Source organism: Microcoleus sp. Pol14D4, assembly GCF_036701245.1.
Classification (GTDB): domain Bacteria; phylum Cyanobacteriota; class Cyanobacteriia; order Cyanobacteriales; family Microcoleaceae; genus Microcoleus.
Window position 1 is genome coordinate 16,206 of record NZ_JAUBQM010000008.1, and the last position, 24,976, is coordinate 41,181.

The window sequence follows — 24,976 nt, forward strand, 5'->3', positions numbered from 1 at the left end:
GCGGCTACAACTTGACTTTCAACTGATAACAATTGTCAGCGAGTTTAATCAGTTCGCCGAGGCCCCAGGTACCCCGATCGTTCAAAAATTCAGCTAGTTGATTCGGGATGGCTTCTAGGCCCAGAAATGCCCCGCTGATGGCACAAGCCATTGCTGCGGTCGTATCCACATCGCCACCGACGGCGATGCTAGTGCAGAGAGTTTCCCAGTAATCTTGAGGCGTTCTCAAAAACGCATATAAACTCCACAAGACGCTACCAACTACAAAAGGCGAAATTCCTTGCCAAGAGTGCTCGTAGTTTAACGGGAGTCCAGCTTTAGAAATCAACTCTACGGCTGACTCGGGAGGCAATTTGACCCAATCACTCAAATCTTTGACCAAAGCGGCAAAGGAAGAATCGACTTCTCCTACCCATTCACTCAGTTGACCGAGAAATGGCTCAGTTTCAATCATGTCAGATTGAAGGGCGATCGCCACAGCCCCGGCGATCGCCACAGCCCCGGCACAACACCGCGAATCTTGATGGGTGATGCGCCCTTGATCGCAAGCAGCTTGTACAAGCTGGGACGGGTCATCGTAGAATATTAAGCCGATCGGTCCCGCCCTCATAGCACTGCCATTACCAGCATTGGGAGCACGAGTACCAGCTTCTTGCCAAGCAACGCCCCGAATCAGGCGGTTTGCAGCTTCTTCTGTCGATCGACCGCGCCCGACAATGCGCTCTTGAGCGAAAATGTCAGCAATACGGGTGGCGTAGTCGCTGGGGTCGAATTCGCCACAAGCGACGTAGCTTTGGAGGAGTTCGCGGGCGAGTTGGGAGTCGTCGGTGTATTGACCAAAAGGCAAGCCGAAACGATCGCGATCTTTGATTTTTTTGAGTCTAACTTCGTAGCTGACAAAGTTTTGGCAAACTTCCGGAGGATAGCCTTCTACTCTACAGCCTATAGCGTCGCCGAGACACTGACCGATCAGACAACCTCTAAATTGTTCCAGACGCGGTACTGTCATTTATCTAGCTTTAAGTAGGTCGATATAATCTTATGTTAAATCCCCGACTCCTTAAAGCTTGCTGTCGAGAGTCAGAGAACCCACTGCTGACACTAACTACTTGTCTACCCCCTTTTTTTATTGAATTTGAGCTGACCACTTTTCTTTTATTTAAGCAAATAATTCAGAGGCGATATAACAGTTTTCAACCTACTTAATAAACGCTATATAGAGGAATGCGCTCGCAGTTATTTACCAACGAGTGCTACAGCACCCCTTTGCAAAACAGGAATTTCAATTCGGAACTCTGTTCCTTGATGGGGTTGAGAAAAGCACTCAATGGAGCCACCGTGCTTGTCAACTACAATTTGATAGCTGATGGATAGCCCTAATCCAGTTCCTTTACCAGTTGGTTTTGTTGTGAAGAAGGGATTGAACACCTGTTGTCTAACAGTTTCCGTCATCCCCGATCCATTGTCTTGAAATTGAATCACCACGTTTTTAGAACAACCGGGCCCAGTTTCGTTTGTGACTAGCTTAGTCCGAATAGTGATGCAACTGGTATTCTTTTGGATATCTTTTGGAGAACGCTGAATGTCGTAGTTTTCTAAAGCATCGATCGCATTTGCCAGAATATTCATAAAGACTTGGTTCAACTGTCCCGCATAGCACTCTACCAGCGGTAAGTCGCCGTACTCTTTAACAATTTCAATAGCAGGATGATCCGGTTTTGCCTTCAGTCGATTTTGCAAAATCATCAATGTGCTGTCAATTCCCTCGTGGATATCAACTGGCTTCATTTCAGCCTCATCCAGCCGCGAGAAGTTTCGTAGCGACAGGACAATTTGACGAATGCGATCGGCTCCTAGCTTCATTGAAGTAAGCATTTTGGGCAAATCTTCACTAATGTAGTCCAGATCGAACTCTTCAATTTTTTCCTCAATTTGGGCATTAATTGGATAGGTTTGCTGGTAAAGCTGAATCAACTTTAGTAAATTTTGCGTGTAGTCGGCAGTATGGCTCAGGTTGCCATAGATAAAGTTGACTGGATTATTAATTTCGTGAGCAACACCAGCAACCAGTTGCCCCAAACCAGACATTTTCTCTGCCTGAATGAGTTGTGCTTGAGTTTGCTGTAAGGTTTTGAGTGCAACCTCAGCTTCCTCTTTTGCTTGCCTTAAGGCAGCTTCGGCTTGCGTGCGCTCAGTAATATCCAGTGCCAAGGATGCAACTCCAAAAATCTTTCCAGCATCCCCTACTAAAGGCGTATTGAACCATTCGCAAATAATGGTTTTGCCGTCTTTCGTAATATTTTCGTTGACGCTGTAGATTCCTCCAACCTGACTCAACAACTCGTTCATAACTCGATCGACTACCTTTCGGGCAGACGCAGGCACAATTAATTCTGCGGCATGGTGCCCGATCGCCTCTGCAGCCGTGTAACCAAAAATCTGCTCTGCCGCTGGATTCCAGGCCGTGACTTTAAAGTTTAAATCCCATTCCACCACTGCCAGTGTACTTTGGCGGAATAGAAAAGATAGTCGCTGTTCCGACGTTTTGAGTTCTTCTTCTGCCTGTTTCCGTTGAGTAATGTCAATGCCTGTTTTGATGATGTACTCAATTTCACCTCGATCATCGACTAAAGCAGTATCTGACCAGGCAATGAGTCTAAGTTGTCGATCTTTGCTCACCCAACTGCCTTCATACTGCTGGGGAAAATTACCAGATTGTAAAGACTCAAAAGCAGTTTTGGCTTGTCCAGCTAAGTCTGAGTTCGGGAACAACTCCCAAATGTAGCGCCCTTTCACTTCACTAAACGAGTAATGAGTCATTTGTTCGCAAGCTCGGTTAAAGCGAACGATTTGTCCCTGCGGGTCGAGCACAACTACCAGGGCACCTGCAATTTCAAGAATAGCTGAAACAAAATTGCGTTCCACTTCAACAGCTTGAATCAGTTCCTCTAACTGGGTTGCCATATTGTTAAATGCGATCGCCAATGCCCCCAATTCGTTTTGGCTGTGGATGTTGACCCGCGTCTCTAATTGCCCCGCACTGAGTTCAGTAGCTGCCGTGGTTAAGCGCTGTAGCGGCACCACAATTTGCCGAATAAATAGAAAGCCAATGCCAACAGCAACGATCGTCACCACCATCAATGAGCCTCCCATAATTGAGAGCATTTGGTAAACGGGAGCATACGCCTCAGCCGTTGGCAGTTCTACAACCACCTTCCAATTCACGCTCCTAATTAAGGTACTGGCTCCCATTACTTCTACCTGTTTTAGACCCCGATAAACATTAAGGTGCTTAGTATCTTCGGATGCTTTCAAAAATTGAAAGAAAGGGCGATGAGAAATATCTTGAAATTGAAAAGTTTCTGGCTTACTACCCTTTTGAGCAATCAGAAAATTACGCTCATCGACTACATAGATATAACCCGTTTTGCCAACCTTTGTTTGGGAAACAACAAACCAGAGAAAGTTGAGATTTACCTGCGCTAATAGTACCCCATCCACCTCATCTCGCTCATTCCGAATCGGAACCGCCAGAATGGTGTTTGGTTCGTGAGTTTGAGGATTAATTTCTACAGGACTGACATAATCTTCCTGTTGTTTAAAGGCACGAATAAACAGTGGCGAATTGGCGGGATTTTTTAACTTGAGCGGTTGGTAGGGTGAAACTGACGCGACAACTTGTTCCTTCCCGTTCAAAATGGCAACAGCTTCATAAGCATCATTATGACGAGTCAACCCTTCCAACAGGCTCTGCTGCGCTTGAGGTTGAAAGTTTGTGAGTCCTTTGACCCTAGCTAAATAGCTCAGTTTTCGTTTCAAGTCATCTAGATAATTATCAATCTGCCCTGCTGCTGTCTGACTGCGCTCTTCTTGGAGCGATCGCGATTGCTGGATCTGCGCCTGAAAGCTGAGGTAGATCAGCAAACCACCTGTGGGCAGTAAGCTCAGAAGAACCAAAAATATCAAACCATACCGGAGCTGATTTGCAATAGAAAAGAAGCGTTGCCAGGGATGTGAAGGGGAGCTTTTGGCAATCGGAAGAGCGCGATCGTTGCGTTGATTTTGCATCGGACTTAGAATCAATATTGGTAAATCAATTAATGCGCGCACTAAGGAGAAACATCAATTTGGCCAGTCGTCACAGCATCTCGGATGGTCTTGAAAGTGTCCTCTTCCTGAGACGTGAGACTACCACGGAAAGGCGCAAAGTCGTAGATTTTTTCCTTGAGTCCAAACTTGTAAAGTTTTCCTTCCCAGCGACCTTCCTGGGTTAATACGGCCGCATTGAGCACCAGATTGGGAATGTCCTGCAGAACGCTAGTTAGGACTTTGCCGGGAGCCAGTTGGTACTGATCCTTGGCCCAACCAATCACAAGGACTCCTGGCTTTTGCGTAACGGCTTTTAGCGCGGCTAACCCTGCCTCATCCGCGTTGATTGTCAAAACATCTACTCCAGAGGCAACCATATCCGTTGCGACTTTAATGGCTTTGTCCGTATCAATCCAACTGTTGAGAAAAGCAGTCGAAGCTTGAACAGAGGGATTCGTTGCCTTCACTCCCCGCCTAAACAAGGCTTCTTCTTCTTTATAAACCGGATAAGCGGCACCCACAATATAGCCAACTTTATGGCTTTTGCTTTTCATGGCAGCCAAAGCGCCTGTGAGGTACCCCACCTCACCCGATCGAAAGGCAACAGCCCCCAAATTTGTGTTATTCCCTGGATACGTAGTAAACAAGGCAAATTTCGTTCGCGGAAATTCTTTAGCGACCTTTTCGGCAGCTTTGATATAGCCACCACTGGCTGCAATTACCAGGTCATAGCCTGACTGGGCATATTGGCGAAGGGCAGCTTCACTATCTTCACCGTCAATGCCTGTAAAGTCTACCTGAGCATTAAATTTATCTTTGATTAGGGTTAACCCTTCAAAGCAGGCTTGAGCCCAACTGTTGTTGTCTTTGGAACCTGTGACGACCAACGCCACCCTAAAGCTGCTAGAGGTACTTGCTTCAGGGGAAGAGTTTACGTTCGGAGTCGATCGACTGCAACCGATCGCAAAAACCAGAGCTAGAGCCGCCAGAGTCATTTGTTTGAAAAGAGATTGAATTGGCATAATAGCTTTTCGCCGCAAGATTACTTTTTCTACGCCGATAAATTTGTTGAAGGGTATCTCAACAATATTAACTCTTACTCTCGCTCGCATTTAATGAGTCTGATCGAAAGCATCCAGTATACAAGCCCCCGGATTCATCCGTGGAGAAATAAAAAACCTGTATCCAATAAACAAGCCCCCCAATTTATCCATGGGGTCAAGGCTTCAATCTCAAATCTCAAATCTCAAATCGATTGACAGATTCAGGGTAACACTCATTTAATCTCAACAACAAGTAAGGACACGGCAGTGCCGTGTCCTTACAAATCTAACCTGCAATTAACCGAATTTGTTTGCTACTACTTAACAAACAGCATTTCTTGATAAGTAGGTAGTGGCCACAAATCATCAGCCACTTCACCTTCCAGAGCATCCGCATACTTGCGAACCTCATCCATCAAAGGACGAATTGTTTGCGAAGCATACTGCATATGTTCTTCTGTCGAATCAAAATCGTGCTTGCCCAAAGCAGAACTCAATTTGCTCGCAGTATCCATCATTGACTTAACCAGCACCGCTACTTTTTCGGCAGTTTCCTTTTCCAGTTCAATCCCAATTTCTTTCAACTTAGAAACCGTGCCGGAAATTTCTGCTAAATACCTCACCGCTGCGGGGTAAATAATGGTTTTTGCCATGCTTATTACCAGTTTTGCTTCGACTTCAATTGCCAGCAAATACTGCTCAGCATAAACATCGTAACGGCTTTCCAATTCAACTGGAGTCAGAACACCTGTCTTTTCAAACAAGTCTTCAATGTATCCTTCCTTCAACACGGGCAAAGCATCGGCCGTAGTCCGCAAGTTAGCTAAACCCCGTTCCTCAACAGCCATTTTGTGCCATTCTTCGGAATAGCCGTTTCCACCAAATACAACCGCACCGTGTTCGTCCATCACTTCTTTGAGAAGTGTTTGGATGGCAGCATTCAGTTCAGTTCCGTTAGCCAAATCGCTTTCTAATTTGTTAGCAATCCAGTCCAAAGAATCTGCGAGAATTGTATTCATCGCCACTAGCGGCCCGGAAACAGACTGACCCGAACCTACTGCACGGAATTCAAATCGGTTTCCAGTAAAGGCAAAGGGCGAAGTCCGGTTTCTGTCTCCAGCATCCTTCATGAAAGTAGGCAGTGTTTCTACACCTAAGTTCATAATTCCCCGACCTTTAGAGTCCTTAACTTCTCCCCGGCTAATTTGCCCGAAGATATCTTCTAATTGCGAACCCAAATAGACAGAGATAATTGCTGGTGGAGCCTCATTTGCACCCAATCGGTGGTCGTTGCTGGCAGTAGCAACTACCGCGCGCAATAGCGGGCCGTATTTGTGAACTCCGCGAATCACAGCGCCGCAGAAAACTAGAAATTGTATGTTCGAGTGCGGTGTATCGCCTGGGTCTAATAAGTTTCCTTGGGTGGCATTGCCGACAGACCAGTTGACGTGTTTGCCGGAACCGTTAATGCCGGCGAAAGGCTTCTCGTGCAGCAAACACATAAAACCGTGTTTCTTCGCAGTGTTGCGGAGAATTGTCATGGTTAATTGTTGGTGGTCGCTGGCGACGTTTGCAGCTTCAAAAACTGGTGCAATTTCAAACTGACCGGGAGCTACTTCGTTGTGGCGGGTTTTGGCAGGAATTCCCAGCCGGTACATTCTTTCTTCTACTTCCTGCATGAAGACTTGAACGCGCTCTGGAATCGCTCCAAAATAGTGGTCGTCAAATTGCTGACCTTTGGCAGGAGGTTTGCCGAAAAGGGTGCGACCTGCTAGCAGTAAATCGGGGCGGCTGGTGGTGAAATTGGCATCTACCAGGAAGTATTCTTGTTCGGAACCGCAACTGGAATTTACCGGAGCAACTTCTGTATTTCCTAATAGCTTTAACACTCGGGTTGCTGCTTTGTTCATGGCGGCAATGGAACGCAAAAGCGGCGTTTTCTTGTCTAAGGCTTCACCTGTCCAGGAGATGAAAACAGTGGGAATGCACAAGGTCATGCCGTTGTCTGTTTCCATGACATAAGCAGGGCTGGTGACATCCCACGCTGTATATCCGCGAGCGGCGGCGGTGGAACGGATGCCGCCGTTGGGGAATGAGGAACCATCGGGTTCGCCTTGTACCAGAACTTTGCCTGCAAATTCTGAGATGACGGACCCGTCGCCTTGCACGGAGATGAAACCGTCGTGCTTTTCGGCGGTGCTGTTGGTGAGCGGGTAAAATACGTGGGCGTAGTACAGGGCTCCTTTGGAAATAGCCCAGTCTTTCATTGCTGCTGCAACTACATCAGCTACGGAATCATCTAATTTTTGGCCAGTTTGAACGGTGTTTTTTACTGATTTGAAAATACTTTTGGGCAGACTTTCTTGCATCTTGCTCAGACTAAAAACGTCTGTTGCCCACATATCTTCTAGCCGCTTGAGAGGCCGGGCAGGCATCTGTTTGCGGTTGACGATTTGAGAAATTGCTTGAACGCGCGATTGGTTTCCACTCATGGTTATTTTTATTGGGGTTGCAGGACGAGTAGTTGTGAAAAAATAGATGTTAGCAAAAGTTTAACGATTGACAAATATGTTGGATTTATCCAACGTTTTTAGTCAAAGCTAACTTTGGGCAGAATGCCTTTTTTGGCAGGCTCTAAAAGATTGGACGAGCGAGACCCTATCACTTCGCCCATCGGGCGTGACAATCCAGTGTGAGATGCGGTTGGATTTCGGTTATTAGCAGCAATAAAATAGATGACAAGAGCCTGTACTAATTTGAGTCAACATGATAGATGTCTGCGCTGCACAGATTTAGTAACTAATCTTCACCCCGGTCAGCTCAAAAATTTTGTGCGAATCAATTCCGATGAATTCAGGTCAAAACTACTTATGGTTTTTAACGGTTCGACGATCGATAAATCGCAGTCCAGCAAACAACGCACTCGTTTAGGGGTTTTGGAGAATTATGGAGAGTACACAATCTACACTTGGAGAGTTTAAACAATCATTAACCAAATAAATGTATCGCAGGCTACAGAATTTTAGGTTTTTTTCAGAAAGGTCGATCGCACGGATCGCACACAACCGCAGGATGTCAGTGTAACAGGACGCGGGGCGCTGAAACTGAGGGCGATCGTACTCGCATAGGGCATAGGGCATAGGGCATAGGGCATACCTCACCACGCGATCGAACCGCTATATGATAAATAAAGTCTTGCAACTCTTCTAAAAATTGGTGCGACAATTAGCCGTAGAAATCTTTAGGAGATTTGGGAACTTATTAAACTGTTATAGCCGCAGTTTATTGAGCATAAATGAGTAAGTTGATAATTTTTAGTTAACTCGTTGGTAATCCGAAGACTTCAGAGCATGAGCTAAAAAGCGTTCTGTGTAGTACAAAGCTAATTGATTGCTCGGGCCATTAAAAACTGCATCAAAAGCGTGTTCAGCCCAAGGAATTTCGAGCAAAATAACCGGATCGCCCGCGGCTCGCAATCGTTGGTAGAGCGATCGACCAAACTTGGGCTGAACGATATGGTCGCGACCTGCATAAACCAGTAGAGAAGGCGGAAGATTGGGTTTAATATAATTTATGGGAGAAGCCCGACGGTAAAGCTCGTTGAGTTCGTCTGGCGTTCCTCCCAGAAAGGCGCGCAAGACGGCTCGAACATTTATGGCATCAGGAAAAGGTGGGTCATTGTATCCCCGGATCAGGTCATTTGGCCCGTAATAATTCACCACTGCTCGAACTGGAAGCACACTAGAATCATAAGCAGTTAGCATTGCTAAATGGGCACCTGCAGACCTTCCCATGAGAGCAATGCGATCGAGATCGATGGACCAATCACCAGCGTGAGTTTTGATATAGGAAAGAGCGGCTTGTACGTCCTCAAGCTGAGCAGGAAATCGATACTTGGGAGCGTGGCGGTAATCAATTGCAACCACACAATAGCCTTGGGCTGCCATATAGCGGCTGAATTCTTCATTGGAATCGGGATTTCCTCTTTGCCAAGCTCCCCCGTAGAGTGTGATAATCGCTGGATATTTGCCAATTTGCATCGGCCGATAAAGGTTTAGTTGCAGTGAAACTCCGTCAGGGTTGGCAAATACAATAGCCCGATCGATCCTAACGTCTCTGATGGGAATTCCTCGGAACGCATCTGCGAGAATAAACGGTTGAGGGCGTAGCTGCGCGCGATCGGCTTGAGGAACGGCTGCTAAATAGTTTTCCCCTAGAACAGCTTGCATTTGGGTAGCTATGGCTGCATTGGCTGCTGGGAACTGCATCAGGGGTAGCAGGCCCAGGATGAGGGCGAACAGGTTACAAATTGACAAAATAATGTAGACTTTGCCTTGATGCCGTCTGAGCAAGTTCAGCAGAAGGGCGATCGTATTGATACCGACCAACCAAGGACTGATTTCTGGTGCTCCCACCGCCAAAGGGTACAGGAACATCGCGGGTGCTGGTACGATGACCCAGAGACTGAGAAATAGGGCGATCGTACTCAGGAACCAAGAAATAAATGGCAAGACTAAGAATCCTGCCAATAAGGGTAACTTTTTGCGGTTCTTCTTCTGGATCATCGGATTTTCGCAGCCTAATTTTTAATCAGTTTAAACTAATACCATCGCCCTAACATAGGCTAGAATGACACTGAGACTTTAACAAATATTGCCTAAAAGTAGATTACCAAAAAAGCATTGATTTAACACCTAAGTAGTTAAAAATAATCTAATAGCCTTGCACCCCAAACAGGATAAATATTTGGCAAACGATTTCTTACATCACTCTTGCATAAATTTTGATAATTGGAAATAAGTTTTAGATTCAAGCATTAGGAGTGACTTGTGACTCGCCGGGTTAGAGTTTTTTATAAAATTGCATTTTTTTACTGGTAAGCTAACACGCATCTAAAGTTGATAGTCAACCTTGACGAAATTCTTGTGGTGTCTCCCGCCTGCCAAAAAAATACAATTTAGATACCTACAGCTTATCAGCAGCTCTAATTCTGTTGAATTAGGTGGAGCAACTTATAATCTGCGTCAATAGCTTTTTTAGCGGTTAAAATGAATAGGATAAACTGCCGTGACGACAGGATATAAATTTTATTTTTCAACTGCACGAGGTGCAACTAGATTCCAATTCACCTGAGAAACACCGTACAAAATAAAATTATTCAACATTCCGTAAGCATCCCCACAATTGTAACCTTTAGCCTCAACACATTTCTTGTCCGCCCTTTGATTCACAGCCACAAAAACATCGACTCCCTCCGGCAACACACCCGCATACATCTTCAAATTAGCAAAATCATCAAGGATGCGACCGTTATCATCCACCGGGGGCAATTTCCACTCTTTCGGATTGGTATTTCCCCCTAACTGGATTGCCCAAGCATGAGTACCGTCAAGCGCTCCGTTGTGCGCCGTATATCGATTCCAAACATTATTTCGCTTTTCTCCGATGCGGGGGTTATTTTCATAACCGCCCACCCAATATTGTGACATAAATTTGAGGAAAACTTCAGCTTCTGCAGCTAGCGAACCCGTGCCAGGACTCAAATCAGTGTTTCTGCTGCTAAACGGAACTTGGCTTAAATTCCAAGACCAATTTATTCTCCCCGGCTTCGGATTTAGCCAAGTAGCAAAATCGCAGAAGCTACCCTTCCAGATGCAGTGCGGACGCTTCAAATCCCATCCCTGCCAATAGTAGATTTTTCCGTTCCAATGCCGTTTTTTTGGCTCGCGATCGCCAATATTTTCTACTTCTTGGCTCATGAAAATTCCCCGGTCAGCCGCAGTAGAAATTCCTAACTCGGTTTTGAAGAAAACCTCCAAAGCCGAACCTTGATGAGTTGCTGGTTTACCCATTTTAGCAGCATAGCTGCCGGAAGCTATAAGCTGCTGCAAAATAAGCGTAGGAAATGCGGGACTGGTATTGGAATAGTGATATTGACCGAGAGGATACTGAAGGCATCGCCCTGCCAAAACCTGCATAGTTTCTGTTAAAGTAGGACTCGGCAAAAAATAGCCCGCGCTAGGAGAAATGCCGAGTTGATTTTTTGCTGAACTGACAGATTTGCTGCCCCATTCGCTGACAAGTAGCTGTTCTTGTGCTTGGAAATCGGCTGCTGTTTTCAGATTGCGAAGCACTGGCAAATTTGCAATCATATCTTGACCGTATCTGGGCGCGCTCCGCTGAAGTCCCGAGCGGTGCGATAATAAGTGTCCGAGGGTGACGTTTTGCCACTGTTTGTCTGCAAATTCCGTGTTGAGATTGGCACAGTTTTTGTCTTTCACGAGAACGGGAAATTTGACTTTTCCCGAAAATACGGCGTGCAATTTTTCAGGGATAATCGCTACTGGATATTGTGTATTCAAACCGGGAATTAGCGGCGGATAATGCTGTGGATCGAACAATTTCATCCCTTCAATTTGGTCGTCAGTAAGTTCTAAGCCTGCCCGATCGCGCGCCGTCTGTTTAAGCGCCCAGCGCACCATTGCAAAGGTAACAGGCTTGCTGATACTGCCCATACGCATGGGGGTATCTGCCGCGACTGGGGGAGCCAGAGGAGCCTGCATATCGTCGCCACAAGCCGGATTCCAGTTATTAGTAGGTCTGCCTTTCATGCGGCCGAGACCCCACACGCCGACGGGTTTACCTTTAACAGAAACACCGAGTACGGCCGCACCGACGCAGCGGTGGCGCATGAATTCTGTTAGGGATTGCAAAATCGGCTGGAGTTGCGCGTCACCGCTACCGCTAATGGGGATGTTTTCTTGCGCTAAAGCTGTGTTGTTGTTGGACTCGGAAAGCTTTCCCAACCCTCCTAAGAGGATAGCTGAAATCAAAGTCAAACTTGTGTAGAAAAGTCTGTTGATTTTTTGGGGACAATTCGCACTTTTCATGATAAATAACTCCCGATTTAAAAAAGTAGGGCGGTGCTATGCTACCCGCCCTTTGACATTGATAATTAAGGCTATTGAGGGATAGGAGGCGCCGACAAGAATACTTGATTTGGGTTGACATTAGTTAAGTTTGTGCTTTGTACAACGCCAATCAAATTATCCTGGTAGAAGATACCAGTATCTTGAACATTGTTGCCGTTCCAATCGCCGATTTTAAGGGAATAGCCGTCCGCTAAATTACCTTTAATTTGGATTTTATCTTGACCTAATGTAAAATCCGTAATTGTAGCATGGCCAGTTCCCAGGTAGTAAACGTTATTAACGTTGCCAAGTACAAATGTGTCTGCTCCCGCACCGCCGGCGAGAGAATCGGATTCGCTACCTGCGCCTATACCGTTACCAGCCCCAGAAAAATTAGCACCGTCAAGGTAATCGCTGCCGTCGCCGCCGATGAGATAATCTTTGCCGCTTCCTCCGAATAGATAATCGTTGTGAAGCCCTCCCGATAGCGTATCTTTACCGCTGCCTCCGTATAGGAAATCTTCGCCAGCTTCGCCGTATAATTTATCGTTGCCGGCGTCGCCATTTAACTTGTCGCTGCCGAAGCCGCCATAGAGGATGTCATCTCCGCCGCGACCTGATAAGATATCATTGCCTTGATAGCCGTAGATTGTATCATTTGCAATCTGAATTTGACCTTGACCGTCGATCGTCCAATCGTCTCCAACTAAGGATTTGTGGAATTGACCGTTGCCGTTGACAGTGTTGTTGTCGTCGAATTGAGTACCGTTGATAACTGATGACATTTTTGTTGATCCTTGTTGTTGTGGACTTGGTGCAATAGGAATTGCGACTCAAGCAATTTGTTCTATGTAAACCAGTTTGTTCTCAAATCGAGTGAGCGGCAATGGGAATAAAATCAGGTAATTTAAAATCCTAAAAAATGGTGTTTGGCAATGATATATCCGAAAAAATCAGGTACTAAAAATATTAAAGTTGGAAAAAGTCAGGTGGGCGATCGTACTTTTTAGGTCAGTCCTGGACGCACTCTCACCAAAGAAACCGGGTTTTTTACCGAATCTGCGGGTCACAACCTGCGTATTTTCGTAAAAAAACCCGGTTTCTCAACCGCCAAGCGCAACTACAAACCAATTTTAATATCCTAGTTGTGTCAGTCCTGATACGTTATTGAGAGTAGCTAAAATTTGACCGGTTGCTGTCAAGCGGATTAAGGTGTCGCTGTTGGCTTGAGTAATTGACATTTGAGAGGAAGTCAAACCTCTACTAAGGGCGATCGCATCTTTTCCGGGTTCAAAATCTCGAATGATATCCATCCCTGAATCAGCCCCAACCAGAAAACGATCGTTCCCACTTCCTCCAATTAAATAATCATCTCCCAAATCGCCGCTTAAAAAGTCGTCTCCCGCTCCCCCAAAGATGGTATCATTGTCTTTTCCTCCCCAAATCGTATCATTTCCTTCACAGCCATCAAGTAAATCGTTATTTTCATCACCCAGCAAGTAATCGTTGCCACCGCCACCACAGGCAGTATCGTCACCTAAATTTCCCAACAGAGTATCGTTGCCTTCACTGCCTAAAATTAAATCTCTATCCTTACCTCCCAATAAGAAATCGTTTCCTTTGCCCCCATCTAAAAAATCCGAGTCTTCGTTGCCGTGAATGAAGTCGCTATCCTCTCCGCCATTTAGCCAATCTTCTCCTCGATTTCCACATAATGTATCTCTTCCTTCATTACCAAGAATAATGTCTTGATTCTTGCCACCAAAAAGCAAGTCATGTTCCGTTCCACCAGAGATAAAGTCGTTGCCTTCGTTACCGTTTAAGAAGTCATTTCCTTCGCCGCCAAACAGGTTATCGTTAGCTTCTTTTGCCTGGAAATAATCCTCGCTGCTGCTGCCGTCGAATGTCTCATTGCTAGCAGTACCTGTTAGGGGTAGATCGATCGTACTATTCACAACTACCTTTTCTACAGGATTGGGTTGGTTGAGATTTGGGAGGGATAGAGAGTTACAAGGGCAATCTTGTGTCGGAATTTCAGTCGGTGTCGGAGTTGCTGTGGGAATCTCAGCAGGAATTGCTGTGGGAACTTCTGTGGGAATTGCCGTTGGTGTTGGCGTTTCTGTCGGAATTGGTGTCGGAGTTGGTGTTGGCGTTTCTGTCGGAATTGGTGTTTCTGCGGGAATTGGTGTCGGAATTGGAGTCGGAATTGGTGTTGGCGTTTCTGTCGGAATTGGTGTCGGAGTCGGTGTTGGCGTTTCTGCCGGAATTTCTGTCGGTGTCGGAATTTTTGGGGGAATTTCTGTCGGAATTTCTGTCGGAGTTGGTGTTGGCGTTGGTGTCGGAGTTTCTGTCGGAGTTGGCGTTGGTGTCGGAGTTTCTGTCGGAGTTTCTGTCGGAGTTGGCGTTGGTGTCGGAGTTTCTGTCGGAGTTGGCGTTGGTGTCGGAGTTTCTGTCGGAGTTGGTGTTGGTGTTGGTGTCGGAGTTTCTGTCGGAGTTGGTGTTGGTGTCGGAGTTTCTGTCGGTGTTGGTGTTGGTGTCGGAGTTTCTGTCGGTGTTGGTGTTGGTGTCGGAGTTTCTGTCGGAGTTGGTGTTGGTGTCGGAGTTTCTGTCGGAGTTGGCGTTGGTGTTGGTGTCGGAGTTTCTGTCGGAGTTGGCGTTGGTGTTGGTGTCGGAGTTTCTGTCGGAGTTGGTTTTGGTGTCGGAGTTTCTGTCGGAGTGGGATTAGAGTCATCACTATCATCATTGACAATAATGCCCGTACTTTGGTTGGCGGCGGGATCGATGGTGGCGTTGGTGGCGTTGTTGAGGGTAACGCTGAAAGTTTCATTCGCCTCGAATTTGGTGTCGCCGTTAACAATTACAGCGATCGTTTTTGTTAGCGCTTCTGATGGATTAAAGATGAGATTACCGTCATTATCTTCGTAGTCGAGATCGCCCGTAGTAGCAGTAGTGTCATCTGTCTTGTAGTTAACAGTAATGGGCAAACCAGAAGCATTGGAGAGGCTAACGGTGTAGTTGTAGGCAGTTGTGCCTGTATTGCCTTCAGCTTGGTTAATCGTGGCGGGGGCGATGCTGACAGTTGGAGGGTTATCGTTATCTGCAATTGTCAAAACTGCTTTGTTGTATAGATCGCCAACTGTAGCATTTCCCGTTGGATTAGTTAGAGATAAATTAACCGTTTCGTCAGCTTCGTCGATCGCGTCATCGGCGATCGGAATAGTAACAATTTTTGGTGTCGTATCGCCGGCGGCAAAGTTAATTGCGATCGGCGTATTGGTGTAGTCAGCAGCAGCAGCAGTACCATCCGTCAGCGTCAGCGTTGCCCCAACTGCACCTTTATTACCACCGATGCGATTGACGGTAATCGCAGTACCTACAACTGTACCGTTTTCATTCACAGTGTAAGCGGGATTGCTAAATTGCAGTAAGCCGGGGGAAGGTTGAGAAAATTCCGAAGTACCGTTAGTTGTTAAGTTAGTAGCAGTAGCGACGATCGCCCCCGTTGCAGTTAAAGGCGGCGATATAAAATTAGCATTGCCAGCAGCATCAGTTATGAGATTAACAAAGTTGAGATAAGTTTGTCCTTCGCCGTTACCGCTGGGATCTAGAACAGTATTGTCAAAAAATTCGACGCGGAAATTCGTATTGGGAATGCTGTTGAGAGTGCCGCTAATAGTAATGTTGCCGTTACTAGCAGTTGCCGAGGTTAACACCGGGAAATTTTGCAAGCCGTTGCCGCCTGTATCTCCGTCTCCCAAGTCGTTTGGAGTAACGCCGTCGCTAGTTAAGGGATCGGCATCGTTATCGAGATCGATGCCTAAACCATTATTAGAAAAGATAGAATTGCCTAAAATTGCCAAACCGTTGCCACCGGTCACTTGAATGCCGCTGCTACCGCTAAATGCGATCGTGTTGCCTTCCCCTGCAGCGGTACCGCCGATGCGGTTATTCACACCTGTATCTAAAGCTATGACGTTGCTGTACAAAGTATTGGGTAAAGGAGTGCTGCCGTCAGCTTGCGTGCCAATATAATTGCCGATAACGCGGTTGTTAGTGACCTCGTTGCTATTAAGATAGACGCCCATTTGATTGCCGGAAATGACATTGCCTTCTTGCGGTGTCGTGCCACCGATGATGTTACTTTCGCCAGCAGCGATAAAGACGCCGACCGGATTTCCCAAAGCGACAGTACCGCTGATATTTGTGCCGATATAGTTGCCGACAACTCGGTTTGTCGCAGCTACACCGCCTGAAGGTTCGCCTAAAAGTGTGGGCGCTATTGCAAAAAAAATACCCGCAGTCTGACTGCCAGAAATGATATTGCGTTCTTGAGGCGTCGTTCCGCCGATAATATTGTTAGAAGCGCTGCCAATAGAGATGCCATAGATAGTGTTTCCTAGCGCTACATTACCCGTGATATCAGTACCGATGAGGTTGCCGACAACTCGATTTTGATTGGCAGTTGGGCCGTTAATCCCAATTCCGCCACCAAGGCCCCCATTGCCAGAAATCAGGTTGTCCTGAATCAAGTTTTCAGGCGCATTGCGGATGCTGATGCCAGCGTAGTTGCCGATCGCAACAGTACCAGTAACATCAGTGCCAATACGGTTGCCGATTACTTGGTTGTTGCGCGCAGCGATGCCGGAAATCTCGATGCCAACCCCGACATTTAAATTGTCGTTGCCAGAGATTAAGTTGTTCTCGATCCGATTATCTGGAACGCCATCAATCCAGATCCCCCTGCGGTTGCCCCGATCGATCGTACCCGCAAGATCCGTGCCGATGTGGTTGCTGACGATCGCATTGCCGCCATTGGTTTGCAAGCGGATGCCTGCCAAGTCAAATCTGTTGATTGCTAAACCTTGCACGGTACTGTTCCCAGCAGTGATATCAAGTCCGACCATCGCAAATCCGGGGAGGTTGCCGCTGAGTTCCACCAGTGGCAAACCGTTATAGCCCGCGCCGCCTTGACTCCAACCATCGACGATCGCTGGATCGGAGATCGGCGGCAGTGCGGATAAAGGCTGAATTAATTGCTGAGAACCGATCGCCCCGATATTAAAGGCGATCGTGTCGCGATCGGCCGCAGTACCGACAGTACCGTTAATCTGTGCTTGTTCTGCCACTGTCAAAGCAGGAACATTCAGAGTGCCATTCGCAACCAGAATTGCCTCTCTGAGGGTGAGGACGGCATTTCTGATATTGGAGTCATCTGTGCTATTAACGGTAATGGTAGCAGCCATAATTTTTCTCCTTATACCCTGGTGTTGGCGAGGTTCGGCTATTGTTGGTGAGGCGATCGATAATTGCGATCGGGCTCGGCAATCAACTTGCTTCTAAACCAGTTTATTTTCTAAGAACAAAAGCGACCAGGGGAGTAAAATCAGGTGTTTCTACAAGGACTGACAGTAAAAACTCAGGTTAAATGAGTTAAAATAGGGAAAAGTCAGGGTAACTTTCCAGTGCAGGAACAACTGCTCTCTTGCAAGCATCTGCATACTTACGTATATGGGTACTTACCCGTCAATCCCATGAACTCAGAATTAGAATTCTCTTGGAGCAAAACCAAAGAATCTGCCGATCGCATTTTTGCTCAAAACACCGGCAAACATCTCAGCGACATCGAAATGAAAGTCCTTCAAGGTTCCTGGGAAGGCAAAAGTTACGATGAAATCGCCAAAACTTACGGCTACAGTGCTGAATACCTCAACAAAGATGTCGGCAATAAATTGTGGCACAAGCTTTCAGAAGCCTTAGCAGAAAAAATTACGAAGAAAAATTTTAAAGAAGCTCTGAGGAGATTTGCATCGCAAGAGTCCACTCAATATATTAACACCAACCTGCTCTTACAACCACTGACTGCGGCAAATTTGCAGTTTCCCGAAGGCTCGGTATCATTAGATTCTCCTTTTTATGTGGAGCGTTGCAACATTGAATCTTTATGCTGCGAGACAGTTGTAAAACCCGGTTCGCTGATTCGGATTAAAGCACCGGAGATGATGGGCAAAACTTCACTGATGAACCGAATTTTAGCTGGCGCTGTTGGGGAAAATTATCACGCAGTTTATCTCGATTTGAGCGCCGCCGACCGAGGAATATTAACAAATCTTGATAAGTTTCTGCGCTGGTTGTGTTTGATGGTAAGCCGACAGTTAAAGTTAGAAAACAAATTAAACGAGTATTGGGATACCGATATTTTGGGCAGCAACGATAACTGTACGGTTTACTTTGAAGAGTATTTGCTGGTGGCAACAGAAACGCCTCTGGTTTTGGGGTTGGATGAAGTCGATCGCCTATTTCCCTACACCGAAGTAGTTGAAGATTTTCTGGGGATGCTGCGAAGCTGGCACGAAAAAGCCAAAATTTCGGATATTTGGAAAAAGCTGCGGTTGGTAATGGCGCATTCTACGGAAGTTTATATTCCTTTGGACATGAATCAATCTCCGTTTAATGCGGGGGTTCCCGTTGAGTTGCTGGAGTTTGACAGCCAGCAAATTCACGATTTAGCTCGGCTGCACGGCTTGGAATGGGAGGAGGGGCAGTTGCGAGAGTTAATAAGTGCGATCGGCGGACATCCTTATTTAGTAAGATTGGCAATGTATGAGATTAGTTGTGGCAAAATCTCATTAACTCAGTTATTAAAAAATGCGGCATCAGAATCAGGAATTTACAGCAGTCATTTGCGGAAGCATTTGGAAATACTGCAACACAACCCAGAATTAGCTTTAGCTTTGAAAAAAGTTGTTAATTCGGCCGAACCAGTTGAATTAGATTCAATGCAAATTTACAAATTGCACAGCATGGGAATTGTGCGGCGGCAAAACAATTATGTCATGCCGCGTTGCAATTTGTACCGCGAGTATTTCTGCCGCGTTTTAGGTTAAAAAGCGGAGATGAACACCTGAGTGGGGTTGACATTGGTAATATTTTGGTCTTGCACAACACCAATCAAATCACCCTTGTAGAAGATTCCAGTGTCTTGGGCATTGCTACCTTCCCAGTTGCCAAGCCCAAGGGAGTAATCATAATTGAAAAGGCCTTTGATTTGGATTTTATCGGTTTGAGCTAAACTAAAGTCCGTAATTGTGGCGTAGCCATTTCCGAGGTAGTAAACGCTATTTGCGTCACCCAACACGAAGGTATCCTTTCCAATGTCACCCGTGAGGGTGTCGAATTCATTTTGCCCAAAGCCGAAACCAGTAAGTTTATCGTTACCGCTTCCGCCGTATAGAATGTCGTTGCCCGTACCGCCAAGTAAAGCATCGTCTAAAGTACCGCCAATCAGCAGATCGTTACCAGGGCCGCCAACTAGATAGTCGTAGCCAACGCCGCCATATAAAGTGTCATTACCAGCGCCACCATCGAGAACGTCGTTGTTAGACCCACCATCTAGATAGTCATTTCCACCAAGACCCAACAATATATCGCTTCCTGCATCACCATAGATTGTGTCAGATCCCAGCGTTAATACAGGGCCATTGGGGCCTTGCATCCATTCAGGATCTTTACCAACTAACTTGGGTCGGAATTGACCGTTATTGAAGGTATCGTCGTCATTGAAAGGGGTTCCATTAATAATTGCCATTTCAGTTGCTCCTTGTTCTTCAAAATTAGGGCGTAGAGATTGAGCGAAACCCACGTAGATGAATTTTGTTTGTGTAGGCAAGGGTGCAAGTTCGATGACGGGCGTCGCCACATTCGACTTGCACCCAGACGAGCGGTTTCCAACCGCAGGCAAGCGGGGTTTTTTGCCTTAAGTTGACACGCCCAGAATGGGCGGAGCGAAGTGGAAGGTGTGCAGCGCCATACAGAGATAATTAGACGAATGACAGGGTTAAATCCGCAGTCATTGTGTCCGAAACTACGGCAATCATGTCACCTTGATAAAATATTTTTGTGTCTTTCAGAGAGTCATTGCCGTAATTGTAGTATCCCGATACAAATTCGTAGTCTTGCTTTTGACCGACCATCAAAATTGCATCTCCATCGGCTTTCTTAAAGTCCCGAATAATTGCATAAGCGTGCTCGCCTAAGCCATCTAAATAAGGAACTTCAAACTCTGGGCCGTCGATAACTAGCGAGAATGTATCGGCTCCGGAACCGCCAATTAAGGTATCAACTTCATAATAATCGTATCCGTCACCATTGGCGTGACCAACAAGAAAATCGTTGCCGCTATTCCCTTCTAGCCAATCGGAATCGCCACCGCCATAGACTTGATCGTTGCCAGTACCGCCAAATAGGAAGTCGTCACCGTCAAGGCCTTTGAGTGTATCTGCACCGCCACCGCCAAAGATGGCATCGTCCTTGTAATGCTTTCCTACTAGGTAGTCGTTTCCTGGCGTTCCCTGTATGTTGTCATTGGGTAAGCCAGTGATTTTATCGATGCTGCCGAATAAGGTGTTAGTAGAGTTGCTATCTGCGGCGATTACTTCACGTATTTCTACCATTGGATTACCATCGTCTTCTGTCCGGGGAACATCGGTAAAGTCTTCAATAAAAGGAGATTTACTGGGATTCGGATCGCCATCGGTTTCTCTCCGTGGAACGTCGGTCAAGTTTTCAATTAAACCAAATCTCAGGGTAGAAATGTTAGCATCGGCGATCGTTCTAAGTTCTGTCATGGTAGTAATCCTATTTATGAGTGTATTCTGAGTTTGTCAAAGCGCTAAGTGTTTGTATTTGTTTGCTGCACCTTTCGCTTTCTGTTATCAGTTTCTTCGTAAAACTATTGAACTGCAATGGTGATAAAATCAGGTATTATAGGAATTGATAAATATCTTCGCACTCGGAATTTATCGGAAAAAATCAGGTGCAGCCTGACAAAGCATCATCAAAATCAGCAAAAATCAGGTTTTTTGCTAAATCTCTACATAGTCAGGTTTGCGATCGTACAATCAAATCTAGATTTTGGTGCAAGCAATGATGAAAGAATCTCCAGTTAGTTATGAATATCAGATTGGCGGGAGTCTCCCCGCAGATGCGTCGAGTTACGTGACGCGACAAGCAGACTGGGACTTTTACGAAAGTTTGAAAGCGGGTGAGTTTTGTTACGTTTTGAATTCGCGGCAAATGGGCAAATCTAGTTTGCGGGTGCGGGCGATGCAAAAATTGCAAGCTGAAGGTACTGTGTGCGCTTTTATCGATTTAACTGGGATTGGCAAGGAAGATGTAACTCCCGAAAAGTGGTATGCAGGCATTGTCAATTCTTTGGTCAGTAGCTGTCAGCTAGGTAATAAAATTAATTGGCGGAATTGGTGGCGCGAACGCCGGGACTTGTTATCTCCCGTCCAGCGGTTTAGTTTGTTTATCGAAGAAGTTATTTTAGTTGAAATTTCCCAAAATATAGTTATTTTTATTGACGAGATCGATCGAGTATTGAGCATGAATTTTTCGGCTGATGAGTTTTTTGCTCTGATTCGCTGGTTTTACAATCAAAGAGTTGACAATCCTCTGTACCGGCGTTTGACTTTTGCGCTGTTGGGGGTGGCGACGCCTTCGGATTTGATTGCTGATAAAACTCAAACTCCTTTTAATATTGGTAAGGCGATCAATTTACGCGGTTTTCAGATTGATGAAGTGCAGCCTTTAATTAATGGTTGGCAGGGGCAAGTTGCCAATCCTGAAAGTGCGATCGCAGATATTTTGGATTGGACGGGGGGACAACCTTTTTTGACGCAAAAGCTGTGCAAGTTAATGCTGGAAAAGGAGTTGAAGAAAGTTAACCGCAGAGGCGCAGAGGACGCTGAGAAAGACAGGCAGGATGCCTGTTCCACCCCCACAGACAGGCAGGATGCCTGTTCCACACAGGAGGACGGAGTTGAGGGGTTGGTGAAGTTGCGGATTGTGGAGAATTGGGAGTCTCAGGATGAGCCTGAACATTTGAAAACTATTCGCGATCGACTTTTGAGAAATCAGCAAAAAGCGGGGCAGTTATTGGGGCTTTACCAGCAAATCTTGCAATCGGCCAACCCCCCCCAACCCCCCCTTAGCAAGGGGGGGCTAAATGCTGCTACTTCACCCCTGGCAGAGGAAGACATAGCCACTCTTGCTCCCCCCCTTAGCAAGGGGGGGCTGGGGGGGGTGATTGCTGATGGCAGTCCCGAACAAACGGAATTGCGACTGTCAGGTTTAGTGGTGCAACAGCACGGAAAACTAAAAGTTTATAACCGAATTTATGCGGAAGTTTTTAATCTTGAATGGGTGGAAAAACAGTTAGGAAAGCTGCGACCTTATTCAGAAAATTTTAATGCTTGGAATGCTGCCAATTTTGAGGATAATTCGCGGCTGCTGCGGGGTCAGGCGCTGCAAGAAGCTTTGGAATGGGCTAAATATCAAAGTTTAAGCCATTTGGATTACCGCTTTTTAGCAGCATCTCAAGATTTGGAAAAGCGAGAAGTTGAATTGGCTTTTGCACTGCAAGCTGAGGAAAGTCAAATATTGGCACAAGCTAATGAAACTTTAACTCTGGCTCAGCATCAAGCTAAAACAGAGTTAACGTTAGCTAAAAAACAAGCTAGAAAAATAATTGCGATCGGCTCGACAATTTTAGGGATATCTTTAGCAGCAGCTATCGGCGTACAATTGCAAGTAATTAAAGCCGATCGAGAACTCGCAGAAACTAAAATAGTCCTCGAAAGTTTGTCCTCAAAGACAACTTTAGCCTCAAACCCTTTTCCAGCACTGATCGAAGCACTGCAAGCAGCACATAAACTTAAAAAATTAGAGGCATTCAGTCCGGTCAAATCCGAAACTAAAATGCAAGTATCGATCGCCCTCCAACAAGCAATTTACAGCATCCGAGAGCGCGATCGGCTCCTCGGCCACCAAGCTGTCCTCAGAAACGTCGTTTTCTCGCCCGATGGCAAAATCCTCGCATCCGCTAGCGAAGACGATACTGTCAAACTCTGGAACCCAGACGGCATCTTACTCAGAACCCTCACCGGACACCGCGACAACATTTGGACTGTCAGTTTCTCACCTGACGGCAAGACGATCGCATCTGCTAGTGACGATGCTACTATCAAACTCTGGAACCTCGAAAACGGCACAGAAATTAGAACCCTTACAGGGCATAGGGGCTGGGTGAGAGGAGTCAGTTTTGCTCCCGACGGATTGGCGATCGCATCTTCGGGTTCCGACGGCACTGTGAAACTCTGGAATCCAGCAGACGGCACTTTGCTCACAACCTTTACCGGACATAGGGGCTGGGCAACAAGCGTCACTTTTTCGCCGGACGGGAGGGCGATCGCATCTTCGGGTAGCGATCGCACTGTAAAACTCTGGAATCCAGCAGACGGAACGGAAATTGCCACGCTGAAGGGCCATACCAATGCTGTCAGAAGTGTCAGTTTCTCCGAGGACAGCAAAACCCTAGCATCCGCTGGCGAAGACGGTTTAGTCAAGCTGTGGGATGTCGAAAAGCTGACTCTCCTCAAAACCCTGCAAGCCGATAGCAGGGAAGTCTGGAACGTCAAATTCAGTCCTCGGGGCAGCAACACCCCAACTCTGGCTACCGCTAGCGAAGACGGCACCGTCAAATTGTGGAATTTATCGCAGTTAGGAAACATCGAGCCGCAAACGCTCAAAGGACACAGCGGCAGGGTTTCGAGCCTTAGTTTCAGTCCCGACGGCCGCACTTTGGCAACGGCAGGTACCGATCGCACGGTACGACTCTGGAACCTCACCGGCATCGAACCGAAAGTTCTAGAAAGCCACCGCCGTCAGGTTTTGAGTGCGACTTTCTCGCCCGACGGCAAAACAGTTGCCTCCGGTAGCAGCGATCGCACTGTTAAATTGTGGAATGCACAAAACGGCAGCGAAATCAAAACATTTCTAGGACATCGAGGTGCTGTCACCAGCGTCAGTTTCGCCCCTGACGGCAAAATTTTAGCATCCGCAGGAAGCGATAAAACTATTAAATTGTGGAACCTAGAAACGGGCACCGAAATCAAAACTCTTTCAGGACATCAGAGGGGAATTGATAGCGTTGTTTTCAGTCCCGACGGTAAAATTTTAGCATCAGCAGGAGTCGATAAAACTGTTAAATTGTGGCATCTAGAAAGCGGTGCCCAAATCAAAACTTTTACAGGACATCTCGAAAGAGTTAGAAGTGTCACATTCAGTCCCGATGGCAAAACTTTAGCATCCGCAGGGAACGATCGCACAATCTATTTCTGGGCTTTAAACAATTTAGAATCTACTCCAAGAAGGATTCTGAGAGCCCATAACAGCCGAATTACCAGCCTCCGTTTCAGTCCCGACGGCAAAATTTTAGCATCTGCTTGCGATGACAGCACCATTAAATTGTGGAATGCAAAAACAGGCATCGAACTCAAAACTATTAAAGCACACGGAACTTGGGTAAAAAGCATTAGTTTCAGTCCCGACGGCAAAACGATCGCATCTGCAAGTTTCGATCGCACAATTAAACTGTGGAATGTAGCAGACGGCCAAACGGGATCGGAGGCGCTGCCCCTACAAACTTTTGAGGGACATAGCGATCGAGTTAATGACGTTAACATCAGTCCCGACGGTAAAACTCTTGTTTCTGCCAGCGATGATTCTACTTTAAGAATCTGGAATTTGGAACTTGATGTAGATAGTTTAATGAAACTAAGTTGCCAATGGCTGAGCAATTATATTGCTAATCATCCCGAAGAAAAAGCGCTCGCAGAAATCTGCAATCCTTAAAAAACCGGACTTACACAATGGGCATCGTTAAACAAAGCTATGTTGTTGCGCTTCAGCGCTATTTGATATCCTAAGAGCGAGCCGAGCGCCACAACATACCTAAAAGTCTTGTGACTGTTGCGTAAGTCCTGATCTTAAAGAATTGGCAACGACTAATGAACTAAGGGTTTGGTTCACTACCCTACAGTTGGATTCTTTTTTTACTGGTATAAACAAGCGCCCAAGATAGAGCTGGGTATT

General features: G+C 46.3%; 12 protein-coding genes. 2 read left to right on the top strand and 10 right to left on the bottom strand.

Features of this window, described 5'->3' with window-relative positions; all coding sequences use genetic code 11:
* Nucleotides 1–4 precede the first annotated feature (4 nt).
* From QUA33_RS05750 to QUA33_RS05785, 8 genes are all read right to left on the bottom strand, one after another.
* The gene (locus tag QUA33_RS05750) at nt 5–1,009 is read right to left on the bottom strand and encodes an ADP-ribosylglycohydrolase family protein (protein WP_333147206.1); all 1,005 of its coding nucleotides are present in this window, start codon (nt 1,007–1,009) and stop codon (nt 5–7) included.
* A gap of 227 nt (nt 1,010–1,236) precedes the next feature.
* Nucleotides 1,237–4,068 carry a PAS domain S-box protein gene (locus QUA33_RS05755; protein ID WP_333147208.1) on the bottom strand — a complete coding sequence of 944 codons (2,832 nt, stop codon included), beginning with the start codon at nt 4,066–4,068 and terminating at the stop codon, nt 1,237–1,239.
* Between the two features lie 41 nt (nt 4,069–4,109).
* The gene (locus QUA33_RS05760) at nt 4,110–5,111 is read right to left on the bottom strand and encodes a BMP family protein (RefSeq protein WP_333147210.1); all 1,002 of its coding nucleotides are present in this window, start codon (nt 5,109–5,111) and stop codon (nt 4,110–4,112) included.
* A 338-nt stretch (nt 5,112–5,449) separates the two neighbouring features.
* On the bottom strand, nt 5,450–7,624 hold the full coding sequence (locus QUA33_RS05765; protein ID WP_333147212.1) for a glutamine synthetase III: 2,175 nt from the start codon (nt 7,622–7,624) through the stop codon (nt 5,450–5,452).
* 822 nt (nt 7,625–8,446) lie between these two features.
* Complete coding sequence (locus tag QUA33_RS05770; RefSeq protein ID WP_333147214.1) at nt 8,447–9,697, bottom strand: alpha/beta hydrolase; 1,251 nt, start codon at nt 9,695–9,697, stop codon at nt 8,447–8,449.
* 522 nt (nt 9,698–10,219) lie between these two features.
* Nucleotides 10,220–12,022 carry a serine hydrolase gene (locus QUA33_RS05775; RefSeq protein WP_333147216.1) on the bottom strand — a complete coding sequence of 601 codons (1,803 nt, stop codon included), beginning with the start codon at nt 12,020–12,022 and terminating at the stop codon, nt 10,220–10,222.
* Nucleotides 12,023–12,093: 71 nt separating this feature from the next.
* Complete coding sequence (locus QUA33_RS05780) at nt 12,094–12,828, bottom strand: calcium-binding protein (RefSeq protein WP_333147218.1); 735 nt, start codon at nt 12,826–12,828, stop codon at nt 12,094–12,096.
* Between the two features lie 348 nt (nt 12,829–13,176).
* Nucleotides 13,177–17,286: a Calx-beta domain-containing protein gene (locus QUA33_RS05785; protein WP_333147220.1), complete on the bottom strand. Its 4,110-nt coding sequence runs from the start codon at nt 17,284–17,286 to the stop codon at nt 13,177–13,179.
* A gap of 288 nt (nt 17,287–17,574) precedes the next feature.
* Between QUA33_RS05785 and QUA33_RS05790 the strand changes: the two genes are divergently transcribed.
* On the top strand, nt 17,575–18,927 hold the full coding sequence (locus QUA33_RS05790) for an AAA-like domain-containing protein (protein WP_333147222.1): 1,353 nt from the start codon (nt 17,575–17,577) through the stop codon (nt 18,925–18,927).
* Here the strand turns inward: QUA33_RS05790 and QUA33_RS05795 are convergent.
* Together QUA33_RS05795 and QUA33_RS05800 are read right to left on the bottom strand one after the other, a co-directional pair.
* Nucleotides 18,924–19,739: a hypothetical protein gene (locus tag QUA33_RS05795; RefSeq protein ID WP_333147224.1), complete on the bottom strand. Its 816-nt coding sequence runs from the start codon at nt 19,737–19,739 to the stop codon at nt 18,924–18,926. The genes QUA33_RS05790 and QUA33_RS05795 overlap by 4 nt on opposite strands.
* 121 nt (nt 19,740–19,860) lie before the next feature.
* Nucleotides 19,861–20,667, bottom strand: coding sequence for a calcium-binding protein (locus QUA33_RS05800; RefSeq protein ID WP_333147226.1), 807 nt, complete (start codon nt 20,665–20,667; stop codon nt 19,861–19,863).
* Nucleotides 20,668–20,965: 298 nt separating this feature from the next.
* Between QUA33_RS05800 and QUA33_RS05805 the strand changes: the two genes are divergently transcribed.
* On the top strand, nt 20,966–24,736 hold the full coding sequence (locus tag QUA33_RS05805) for a WD40 domain-containing protein (RefSeq protein ID WP_333147228.1): 3,771 nt from the start codon (nt 20,966–20,968) through the stop codon (nt 24,734–24,736).
* Nucleotides 24,737–24,976 lie beyond the last annotated feature (240 nt).

Coding starts and splice junctions, on each gene's coding strand:
- QUA33_RS05750 (WP_333147206.1), bottom strand. CDS start 1,009: ATGACAGTACCGCGTCTGGAACAATTTAGAGGTTGTCTGATCGGTCAG.
- QUA33_RS05755 (WP_333147208.1), bottom strand. CDS start 4,068: ATGCAAAATCAACGCAACGATCGCGCTCTTCCGATTGCCAAAAGCTCC.
- QUA33_RS05760 (WP_333147210.1), bottom strand. CDS start 5,111: ATGCCAATTCAATCTCTTTTCAAACAAATGACTCTGGCGGCTCTAGCT.
- QUA33_RS05765 (WP_333147212.1), bottom strand. CDS start 7,624: ATGAGTGGAAACCAATCGCGCGTTCAAGCAATTTCTCAAATCGTCAAC.
- QUA33_RS05770 (WP_333147214.1), bottom strand. CDS start 9,697: ATGATCCAGAAGAAGAACCGCAAAAAGTTACCCTTATTGGCAGGATTC.
- QUA33_RS05775 (WP_333147216.1), bottom strand. CDS start 12,022: ATGAAAAGTGCGAATTGTCCCCAAAAAATCAACAGACTTTTCTACACA.
- QUA33_RS05780 (WP_333147218.1), bottom strand. CDS start 12,828: ATGTCATCAGTTATCAACGGTACTCAATTCGACGACAACAACACTGTC.
- QUA33_RS05785 (WP_333147220.1), bottom strand. CDS start 17,286: ATGGCTGCTACCATTACCGTTAATAGCACAGATGACTCCAATATCAGA.
- QUA33_RS05790 (WP_333147222.1), top strand. CDS start 17,575: ATGAACTCAGAATTAGAATTCTCTTGGAGCAAAACCAAAGAATCTGCC.
- QUA33_RS05800 (WP_333147226.1), bottom strand. CDS start 20,667: ATGACAGAACTTAGAACGATCGCCGATGCTAACATTTCTACCCTGAGA.
- QUA33_RS05805 (WP_333147228.1), top strand. CDS start 20,966: ATGATGAAAGAATCTCCAGTTAGTTATGAATATCAGATTGGCGGGAGT.